Origin of the sequence: Streptomyces sp. NPDC047061 (assembly GCF_040643955.1) — a bacterium.
Lineage (GTDB): Bacteria > Actinomycetota > Actinomycetes > Streptomycetales > Streptomycetaceae > Streptomyces.
Genome location: NZ_JBEYVI010000099.1, coordinates 1 through 9,000 on the forward strand (window position 1 = coordinate 1; position 9,000 = coordinate 9,000).

The following is a 9,000-nucleotide window of genomic DNA, read 5'->3' on the forward strand; positions in this document are numbered from 1 at the left end:
AACGGCCTGTCCGTCGCCCAGGTCCAGAAGCTGGTCGACGACCACACCGACGGCCGCACCCTCGGCTTCATCGGCGAACCGCGTGTGAACGTCCTCGAACTCAACATCGCGCTCAAGGACCTCGTAGCGAAGAAGTGATGGCCTTACGCGACCCACACGGGAGTCGGCGGCCGGGTGAATGTCCCGGATTCGCCGGCTCCCACCGTCATGACGTCGGTCGCCCCGCTTCCCGCGGGTACGGCCCGACGTACGACAGGAGAGGCACACACCCATGACCCGGGTGCTCGTGGTGGAGGACGACCCGCAGTTGGTGCGGGCCCTCGTCATCAACTTGCAGGCACGCAAGTACGGAGTGGACGCCGCCCCGGACGGCGCCACGGCCCTACGACTCGCCGCCGCGCGTCAGCCCGACGTGGTCTTGCTCGACCTCGGCCTGCCCGACATGGACGGCGTCGACATCATCAAGGGACTGCGTGGCTGGACCCGCGTGCCGATCCTCGTCCTGTCCGCCCGGCAGGGCTCCGACGAGAAGGTGGCCGCGCTGGACGCGGGCGCCGACGACTACATCACCAAGCCGTTCAGCATGGACGAACTCCTCGCCCGGCTGCGGGCCGCCGTCCGCCGCACCGAGGACACACCGCTGGTGCCCGACACGACGCTCGTCGAGACGGGGGACTTCAGCATCGACCTGCTCGCCAAGAAGGTCGTCCGCGGCGGGCGGGACGTGCGGCTCACCCCGACCGAGTGGCACCTGTTGGAGATCCTGGTCACCAACCCCGGCCGGCTGATCACACAGAAACACCTCCTCCAGGAGGTCTGGGGCGTCTCGCAGAGCAACAAGACCAACTACCTGCGCGTCTACATGGCCCAGCTGCGCCGCAAACTGGAGAGGGACCCCTCTCACCCCCGCTATCTGATCACCGAGCCCGGCATGGGCTATCGCTTCGAGGGATGACATGGCACGTGGCAAGCTTCGGATCTACCTCGGCGCGGCACCGGGCGTGGGCAAGACCTACGCCATGCTCTCCGAGGCACACCGGCGGATCGAGCGGGGCACCGACTGCGTCGTCGCCTTCGTGGAACACCACCGTCGGCCGCGCACCGAGGTGATGCTGCACGGCCTGGAGCAGATCGCGCGCAAGGAGCTGGAGTACCGGGACAGCGTCTTCAGCGAGATGGACGTGGACGCCGTCCTGGCCCGCAGGCCCCAGGTCGCCCTGGTCGACGAACTGGCCCACACGAACATCCCCGGCTCCCGCAACACCAAGCGCTGGCAGGACGTGGAGGAGCTGCTGGTCGCCGGGATCGACGTGATCTCGACCGTCAACATCCAGCACCTGGAGTCGCTGGGCGACATCGTCGAGTCGATCACCGGCGTACGGCAGCGGGAGACCGTGCCGGACGAGGTCGTACGGCGGGCCGACCAGATCGAGCTGGTCGACATGTCCCCCGAGGCGCTGCGGCGCCGGATGGCACACGGGAACATCTACAAGTCGGACAAGGTCGACGCGGCCCTGTCCAACTACTTCCGGCCGGGCAACCTCACCGCCCTGCGCGAACTGGCGCTGCTGTGGGTCGCCGACCGGGTCGACGCGTATCTCACCGAGTACCGCAGTGAGCACCGGGTCTCGACCATCTGGGGTTCGCGCGAACGGATCGTGGTCGGCCTCACCGGCGGCCCCGAAGGGCGGACGCTGATCCGGCGGGCCGCGCGGCTCGCCGAGAAGGGCGCAGGCGGCGAGGTGCTCGCCGTCTACATATCCCGCAGCGACGGGCTCACCTCCGCCTCCCCGAAGGAGCTCGCCGACCAGCGCACCCTGGTCGAGGACCTCGGCGGCACCTTCCACCAGGTCGTCGGCGACGACATATCCGCAGCCCTGCTGGACTTCGCGCGCGGGGTCAACGCCACCCAGATCGTCCTCGGCGTCTCCCGCCGCAGAAGCTGGCAGTACGTCTTCGGGCCGGGCGTCGGCGCCACGGTGGCACGTGAGTCGGGACCCGACCTCGACGTCCACCTCATCACCCACGACGAGGTCGGCAAGGGGCGCGGACTGCCGACGGCGAGCGGGGCTCGCCTGGGACGCTCGCGGGTCATCTGGGGCTGGCTCGCCGGCGTGCTGGGGCCCGTTCTCCTCACCTGGCTCCTCACCAGCGTCACCCCGGAGGTCGGCCTGGCCAACGACATGCTGCTGTTCCTGACGCTGACGGTGGCGGCGGCCCTGCTGGGCGGCCTCTTCCCGGCCTTGGCCTCCGCAGTGGTCGGCTCCCTACTGCTCAACTGGTTCTTCACCCCGCCCGTCCACACCTTCACCATCGCCGACCCTGAGAACATCGTCGCCATCGTGATCTTCGTCGGGGTCGCCGTGTCGGTGGCCTCCGTCGTGGACCTCGCCGCCCGCCGCACCCACCAAGCCGCCCGGCTGCGCGCCGAGTCCGAGATCCTGTCCTACCTCGCGGGGAACGTCCTGCGCGGCGAGACCTCGCTGGAGGCGCTGCTGGAACGGGTCCGCGAGACCTTCGGCATGGATTCCGTGGCCCTGTTGGAGCGGACCGACGAGACGGCTCCCTGGACCTGCGCCGGCAGCGTGGGACCCCAGCCCGCCGAGCATCCGGAGGAAGCGGACGTCGACGTACCGGTCGGCGACCACATGGCCCTCTCCCTGCGCGGCCGTGTGCTGCCCGCCTCCGACCGCCGGGTACTGGCCGCGTTCGCCGCCCAGGCCGCCGTCGTCCTGGACCGCCAGCGCCTGCAACGCGAGGCCGACCGCGCCAAGGAACTGGCCGAGGGCAACCGCATCCGCACCGCACTGCTCGCCGCCGTCAGCCACGACCTGCGCACCCCGCTCGCCGGCATCAAGGCCGCCGTGACCTCGCTGCGCTCCGACGACGTCGAGTGGTCCGAGGAGGACCGGACGGAACTGCTCCAGGCCATAGAGGAAGGCGCAGACCGGCTCGACCTCCTGGTCGGGAACCTGCTCGACATGTCCCGCCTCCAGACCGGGACCGTCACCCCCATCATCCGCGAGACCGACCTCGACGAGGTCGTGCCCATGGCCCTCGGCGGGGTGCCCGAGGACAGCGTGGAACTGGACATCCCCGAGACCCTGCCCATGGTCCACGTCGACCGGGGACTGCTGGAGCGGGCCGTCGCCAACGTCGTCGAGAACGCTGTCAAGTACAGCCCGCCCGGGGAGAAGGTCCTGGTGTCGGCGAGCGCCATCGCCGACCGGGTCGAGGTACGGGTCGTCGACCGTGGACCCGGTGTCCCCGACGAGGCCAAGGACCGCATCTTCGAACCCTTCCAGCGCTACGGCGACTCACCCCGCGGCGCGGGAGTCGGCCTGGGCCTCGCGGTCGCGCGCGGTTTCACCGAGGCCGTCGGCGGCACGCTCCACGCCGAGGACACGCCCGGGGGCGGCCTCACCATGGTGCTCGCGGTACCGACGGCTCCCGAGCGGCTGCCACAGCAGCCGGACGTACCGGCCGCGACCACGCCCTGAAGAGCTCAGGCGCCGGGCGGCACGGTGTCGAACTCCCGCTGAAGACGGCCAGTGTCCAGCCGCAGCCGCAGGACGTTCCGGCGGTGCGCGGCCTCCAGCGCGGCCTGCAGCGGGGACGGCGGCACCCCGAGAACGGGGCAGCCGGCGTGGGCGAGGCAGTAGCGGCCGACCGAAGGCCGCAGCCCGCGACGCAGTCGTCCTCGCCGTCCGGCGCCAACCACGATGACGTCGTCCTCCCGGTCGGCGATCTGCACGAGAGCCGGTCCTGGGGCGCCCCGGGCGACGAGTGCCTGCCCGGGCAGCCCGGAGCCGGTGTCGCCGAACACGTCACGCAGCGCCTTGAGCAGCCTCTCCCGCGCCAGCTGTTCCCACTGCGGCACCATGAGGGCCGCCGCCGGCGACCTGCGGGCCGCGAGGTCCCCGCCGGGCGGTATCCACGCGTGCACCGGCCACAGCTCGACCCCGCGACGCCGCGCCTCGTCTGCGGCCCGGACCAGAGCGGTGAGACTGCCGGGCGAACCGCTCACTCCCACTACGAGGCGAGCGGTTGAGGGCGGGCGGGACTCGGACATCTGATCCTCCTCGGAACGGTTCCATCTCACCCCTGTTCTGAGGCTTCCGAACACCCCTCGCACCACTTCCTGACGCCCTCCTGACGGACCCTTACATGCACTCTCACCAGCGGCGTCAGCGCTCCGTCAAGGTCGTCCGGACGGACGTCAGCGTCCCGTCAGGGCACGTCCGGGTGCCCCAGGTGCGGCGTAACGTCGAATGCGAGCCCCGGTCCGCCTCCCCGCGTCCGGGGCGTTCCAGAGCACTCGCTCCCTGCCCTCCGGGAGGCGCCCATGGCAGACGACCCCGACCCTACCGACCACTTCCAGGCCGGACTCCTCCATGTCCCGGTCCGGCCGGGCCCCTCCGGGTGTGCTGCGCGGCTCTTCCGCACCCCGCTCGGTGACCGTACGGCCGTCGGCTTCACCTCCGCACGGCGGCTGACCGCCACGCTCGGCCCCGACCAGGCGTGGATCCACCTCGCCGAACCGGCCCTGCGCGCACTGACCGCACCGCTCGGCATCACCAGCGTCACGGTGGACCCGCAGTTCCCGGCACCGGCTCCCGCACCGGTCGAGCCCGCCGCTCCTGTTCCCGCGCCGCGGATCGCCCGACAGGGACAGTCACGATGACCACAGTCCACGAACCCACTGCCACCGTCACCTCCGCCGAACTGTCGGTGTGGCCGGCCTCGACAACCGAGCCCCGGCCTGGCGATCTGGCGGTGGGCGGCGTATCGCTCGCGGAGATCGCCGACCGCTTCGGCACCCCCGCCTACGTCCTGGACGAGAACGAGGTCCGCGACCGCTGTCGCACCTACCGACACGCCTTCCCCGACGCCGAAGTCCTCTACGCCGCCGAGGCGTTCCTGTGCCGGGCCATGGTCCACTGGATCGACGAGGAGGGGCTTGGCCTCCACGTCTGCTCGACCGCCGAACTCGAACTCGCCGTCACCACCGGCTTCCCACCCGAGCGGATCACACTGCACGGCAACGCCAAGTCGTTCCGCGACCTGGCCACCGCCCTGCGCCTGGGCGTCGGTCGCATCGTCATCGACAGCCCGTCGGAGATCGCCATGCTGGCCGCGGCGGTCGGACCTGACGGACACCAGAAGGTGATGGTCCGAGTCGTGCCCGGCATCACCGCAGGCGGTCACGAGAAGATCCGCACCGGCACCGACGACCAGAAGTGCGGCCTCTCCATCGCCGACGGCTACGCCCAGCACGCCATCACCCGGATACTGGACCAGCCGCAGCTCGAACTCACTGGCCTGCACTGCCACCTGGGCTCCCAGATCACCAGCGCCAAGCCCTACCTCGCCGCCGCACGCCGCATGGTCGGCCTCATGGCCCGCCTGCACCAGCAGCACGGTCTGGTCCTGCCCGAACTCGACCTCGGCGGCGGCCACGGCATCGCTTACCGCCCCGGTGAGGAAGCCCTTGACCTGACGACACTGGCCCACAAGGTCCGCACCGAACTCACCGACGCCTGCGCCGCGGCCGGACTCCCCGTCCCCCGGCTGATCATCGAACCGGGACGGGCGATCGTGGGCCCGGCAGGCATCGCCCTGCACCGCGTCCTGTCCGTCGAGCGCACTGGCTCACACACCTACGTGGCGGTGGACGGCGGCATGAGCGACAACCCGCGCCCGGCCCTGTACGGCGCCCCCTGTGCGCCCCGTCTGATCGGCAGGCACAGCACCGAGGCCCCGGGGCCCAGTGACCGTGGTCGGCGGGCACCGCGAGGCGGGCGACATCATCGCCGCCGACGCCCGACTCCCCGCCGACGTACGCCCGGGTGACCTGCTCGCCGTACCCGTGGCCGGCGCCTGTCACGTATCCATGGCCTCGGGCTACAACCTGGTCGGGCGTCCGCCGGTGGCCGCCGTCCGTGACGGCATCGCCCGCCTCCTGGTCCGCCGCGAGTCCCTGGAGGACATCCGCAGCCGCGACGTGGGCCTGTAGCCGGGCCGGAGCGGGGATGCGCGAGGAGATACGCGCGGATCAATCGCCGAACAGGATGTACTGCACGTACTGGACGACGTTCGACCTCGGGGAAACGTGCGGCTCGTGAGCTCATGGCTCTGCTTGTGCCGGAGCGGTCGCCGGGCGGAACCCTTTGCCTGAGCATGCGGCTTCAGCCCGGCAGTTGTTCGACTCCGGTCCGCAGTTCCTGTCCCCAGGGGGCGATGAGAGTGTAGGGGGCGGCCTGGGTGAGCACGCCGCGGAGCCAGTTGCCGCAGTCGGCGGCGAGTGGGGTGTCGTCGGCGCGAAGGGCGTCTTTGCCCAGGGCGAGCAGGAGGCCGCCCCAGTATTCGGCGTGGTCGCCGAGGGTATGGCGCAGTTCCCCGCGGCCGGAGGCAACCGAGTAGCACATGTGGATCTCGCGGCCGGTCAGGCGCCAGCCGTCCCTGGCCGTGCTGGTGGCATCGCCGAGGGCGCGGGAGACGGCACGGGCGGCGTCGGGCAGGAGAAGGAGATGGCTGCCGCGCAGGGTGGGTGACCAACGGTCCTCCTTGCGGCCGCCGTCCACGGTCAGCGCGCCGGCGAGACGGGTCGCCCACCGCTGCTTCTCGGCACCCGTGGCCCGAAGGGCCTCGGCCAGCGTGTGCGGGCCCGGGAAATCCAGGTACTCCGCCACGGCCCAGGTGGCTTCGCGCAGGGTGTCCTGTGGGGCCAGCAGGGAAAGGACCCCGGGGTCCAGCAGGCCGCTGGTGGGCTGCCCGGTGTGCTGGAGTACGGCGGCGCGGCGACCGAGGAGCTGGGAAGCGGGGGCCGTCAGTCCGTTCCCGGCGAGGAACTCGGCGAAGAGGCGTCCCACGTCGAAGGCGGAGTCTGTCAGTGTGCGGCGGCCCTGGCGGTGGTGGAGCAGCATGGCCCGGCCTGTGCAGTCCACCAGGGTGGCGAGCCCCGTGACGGCATCGGCGCCGCGGCCCATGTCGCGGGAGTTGTCGTTGTACAGACGGACCGCCTGGTCGTAGGCGGCGACGGCGAGTTCGGCGTCGCCGCTCTTCTCCTGGGCCCGGCCGAGGACGGCGGCGCTCCTGGCGAGGGCGTACCAGTCGCCGTGCGCGGCGTCCGCCGCGTCATTGGCCTGGTCCACCGCGCTGAGCAGGGCCCCGCTCCGCAGAGTGGCAAGGGGCTCGGTGCCGGGCTGCCCTTCGAGCGGGTCGTAGATGGAGCCGGACGGTGGAGAAGAGGACCCGGGTGACGGCGTCCCCGGTAAGTGCGGCGGTGTACTGCCCGATGCACGGTCGTGCCGGTCTCCCCGTCGCCAGAACGCCATGCCTTGTGCCCCTTTCGCGACCTCTCGCGATGCAACAAGCCTGCGCTGAACGAATGTTCGCAGGGCGGTGCGGCCTCGACAAGGCTCGGTCGGCCCCCGCGTCGGGCGACCAGACCGCGCGCGTGACGGTCGGCCTGCCGAGCGTCAAGGCGGCCGGTCCGGCACATCCTGGTCGGCTGCTCGCCACGCGGAGTGTGGCTCAAGTCCGTGGCAGAGCTGAAGACCGATTCGGCGCGGGTAGCTCGGCACCACGCCCGTACAAGTCCCATACAGCAACGTGCCTGTCTGCAAGCAACGTCCAGTTCCCGCCGAACTGCCGCGCGCCAAACGCGACGCCGATGATTCCCGGCGCTTCCGCGGCCCGCGCCCGCCGGACTACTACGTGATACCGTGTAGTGGTACTCGGCACTACGTAGTAGTGGAAGATCGGAGGGAGGTCCGAGATGGACGACCTGACGGAGATGCTGAAGGGCACGCTTGAGGGCTGCGTGCTTCACATCATCGGCAGTGAGGAGACCTACGGGTACGCCATCACCCGTCGGCTGAACGAACTCGGCTTTGCCGACGTCATCGAGGGGACCGTCTACACCATCCTCCTGCGCCTGGAGAGGAACGGGCTCGTCCAGGTGGCGAAACGACCGTCCGGGATGGGGCCGCCGCGCAAGTTCTATGCGCTCAACGACGCGGGGCGCGAAGAACTCGGGAAGTTCTGGGTGAAGTGGGAGTACCTCTCATCGCGAATCGACAAGCTCAGGGAGGGCGGACGATGAACTTCTGGGAGACCATTACCGGCAGCGACCTCACCAGGGAATGGAAGGCGTTCGAAGCCCGGGCCGAGGCATTGCCGGCCGACTACCGGGCGGCATGGGAACAGATCAAGGCCCATCTCTTCCCCTACGGGGACTTCACGGGTCGCAATCTGATGCCGATCCTGGACGGTGCCCTGGGGCTGCTCGAAGAAACCGCGGCGGACGGCCAGAGCGTTCACGAGGTGCTCGGCGACGACGTCGCGGGCTTCTGCGCGGCGCTGGCCGGCGGAGAAGGGGCTCGGAGCTATCGCGACCGCTGGCGCGAGCAGCTGAACCGGAACGTCGCAAGGAAATTGGGCCGGCTGGGAGGCTGACGTGGGCATTCAGGACATCATCGAGGGCAAGAAGCAGTGGCGGGCGCACATGGCGCGGGTCAAGGCGCTCCCACCGGACTACCAGATCGTCTACAAGGAGATGCAGAAGTACTTCTTCAAGATCGGACCGGTTGGCTTGTCCGACGGGACCCTGCTCCCGGGGATCGTCGACTTCTTCGAAGAGGGCGTCGCGGCCGGCAAGGGAGTCCTGGAACTCATCGGGAACGATGTCGCTGCCTTCTGTGACGGGCTGGTCAAGGACTCGCGTACCTACGCGGACATTTACCAAGAGTCCATCGGCGGGAAATCCGAGACGACCGAGAAGTAAGACCGACCGGCAGACGTATCACTTGAGGCGGTGTGTGGTGGGGGCGACCGTCCCGGCGACAGCGGCCTGTCGCTCGGCGGATCGGTATTCACAGCGCGACGGGTGCGGTGGCGAGGGTGAACCGCCCCGGGTTCGGCAGAGATCTCAGATCGTGGTGATGACCTGGGGTTTCTTGAGTTCGGTGTAGTAGTTGGCTTCGTATTCGACGGGCG

At 70.1% G+C, this 9,000-nt stretch carries 9 protein-coding genes and 1 pseudogene; 8 read left to right on the forward strand and 2 right to left on the reverse strand.

The features are described from left to right. The 3 genes from ABZ887_RS50560 to ABZ887_RS50570 form a co-directional block, all read left to right on the forward strand. Positions 1-138, forward strand: a 138-nt coding sequence (locus ABZ887_RS50560) for a potassium-transporting ATPase subunit C (protein ID WP_361306425.1), incomplete at its 5' end; no start/stop codon positions are given. Between the two features lie 133 nt (positions 139-271). After that, complete coding sequence (locus ABZ887_RS50565; RefSeq protein ID WP_361306409.1) at positions 272-955, forward strand: response regulator transcription factor; 684 nt, start codon at positions 272-274, stop codon at positions 953-955. A 1-nt stretch (position 956) separates the two neighbouring features. Continuing rightward, positions 957-3,500 carry a sensor histidine kinase KdpD gene (locus ABZ887_RS50570; RefSeq protein WP_361306411.1) on the forward strand — a complete coding sequence of 848 codons (2,544 nt, stop codon included), beginning with the start codon at positions 957-959 and terminating at the stop codon, positions 3,498-3,500. A gap of 5 nt (positions 3,501-3,505) precedes the next feature. Here the strand turns inward: ABZ887_RS50570 and ABZ887_RS50575 are convergent, their stop codons facing one another. Then, positions 3,506-4,072 carry a universal stress protein gene (locus ABZ887_RS50575; RefSeq protein ID WP_361306413.1) on the reverse strand — a complete coding sequence of 189 codons (567 nt, stop codon included), beginning with the start codon at positions 4,070-4,072 and terminating at the stop codon, positions 3,506-3,508. 273 nt (positions 4,073-4,345) lie between these two features. On the opposite strand from ABZ887_RS50575, the gene ABZ887_RS50580 reads away from it, so the two are divergent. Further along, entirely contained in the window at positions 4,346-4,684 is a 339-nt protein-coding gene (locus tag ABZ887_RS50580; RefSeq protein WP_361306415.1) for an SAV_915 family protein, read from the forward strand. Then, positions 4,681-6,016: pseudogene (gene lysA, locus ABZ887_RS50585) on the forward strand (diaminopimelate decarboxylase). Before ABZ887_RS50580 ends, lysA begins: the two are co-directional and overlap by 4 nt. A 172-nt stretch (positions 6,017-6,188) precedes the next feature. On the opposite strand, the gene ABZ887_RS50590 reads toward lysA, so the two are convergent. Continuing rightward, positions 6,189-7,154, reverse strand: a complete 966-nt coding sequence (locus ABZ887_RS50590; protein WP_361306417.1) for a hypothetical protein — start codon at positions 7,152-7,154, stop codon at positions 6,189-6,191. Between the two features lie 626 nt (positions 7,155-7,780). Between ABZ887_RS50590 and ABZ887_RS50595 the strand changes: the two genes are divergently transcribed. From ABZ887_RS50595 to ABZ887_RS50605, 3 genes are read left to right on the forward strand one after another with little or no spacing between them, the layout of a single operon-like run. Continuing rightward, positions 7,781-8,107: a PadR family transcriptional regulator gene (locus ABZ887_RS50595; RefSeq protein ID WP_361306419.1), complete on the forward strand. Its 327-nt coding sequence runs from the start codon at positions 7,781-7,783 to the stop codon at positions 8,105-8,107. Next, on the forward strand, positions 8,104-8,460 hold the full coding sequence (locus ABZ887_RS50600; RefSeq protein ID WP_361306421.1) for a DUF1048 domain-containing protein: 357 nt from the start codon (positions 8,104-8,106) through the stop codon (positions 8,458-8,460). The genes ABZ887_RS50595 and ABZ887_RS50600 overlap by 4 nt, the downstream gene beginning before the upstream one ends. A gap of 1 nt (position 8,461) precedes the next feature. Beyond that, on the forward strand, positions 8,462-8,788 hold the full coding sequence (locus ABZ887_RS50605; protein WP_361306423.1) for a DUF1048 domain-containing protein: 327 nt from the start codon (positions 8,462-8,464) through the stop codon (positions 8,786-8,788). The last annotated feature ends 212 nt before the right edge of the window (positions 8,789-9,000 follow it).

Excerpts from the sequence above, each read along its gene's own strand:
- ABZ887_RS50565 (WP_361306409.1), top strand. The coding sequence starts at position 272 with ATGACCCGGGTGCTCGTGGTGGAGGACGACCCGCAGTTGGTGCGGGCC.
- ABZ887_RS50570 (WP_361306411.1), top strand. The coding sequence starts at position 957 with ATGGCACGTGGCAAGCTTCGGATCTACCTCGGCGCGGCACCGGGCGTG.
- ABZ887_RS50575 (WP_361306413.1), bottom strand. The coding sequence starts at position 4,072 with ATGTCCGAGTCCCGCCCGCCCTCAACCGCTCGCCTCGTAGTGGGAGTG.
- ABZ887_RS50580 (WP_361306415.1), top strand. The coding sequence starts at position 4,346 with ATGGCAGACGACCCCGACCCTACCGACCACTTCCAGGCCGGACTCCTC.
- ABZ887_RS50595 (WP_361306419.1), top strand. The coding sequence starts at position 7,781 with ATGGACGACCTGACGGAGATGCTGAAGGGCACGCTTGAGGGCTGCGTG.
- ABZ887_RS50600 (WP_361306421.1), top strand. The coding sequence starts at position 8,104 with ATGAACTTCTGGGAGACCATTACCGGCAGCGACCTCACCAGGGAATGG.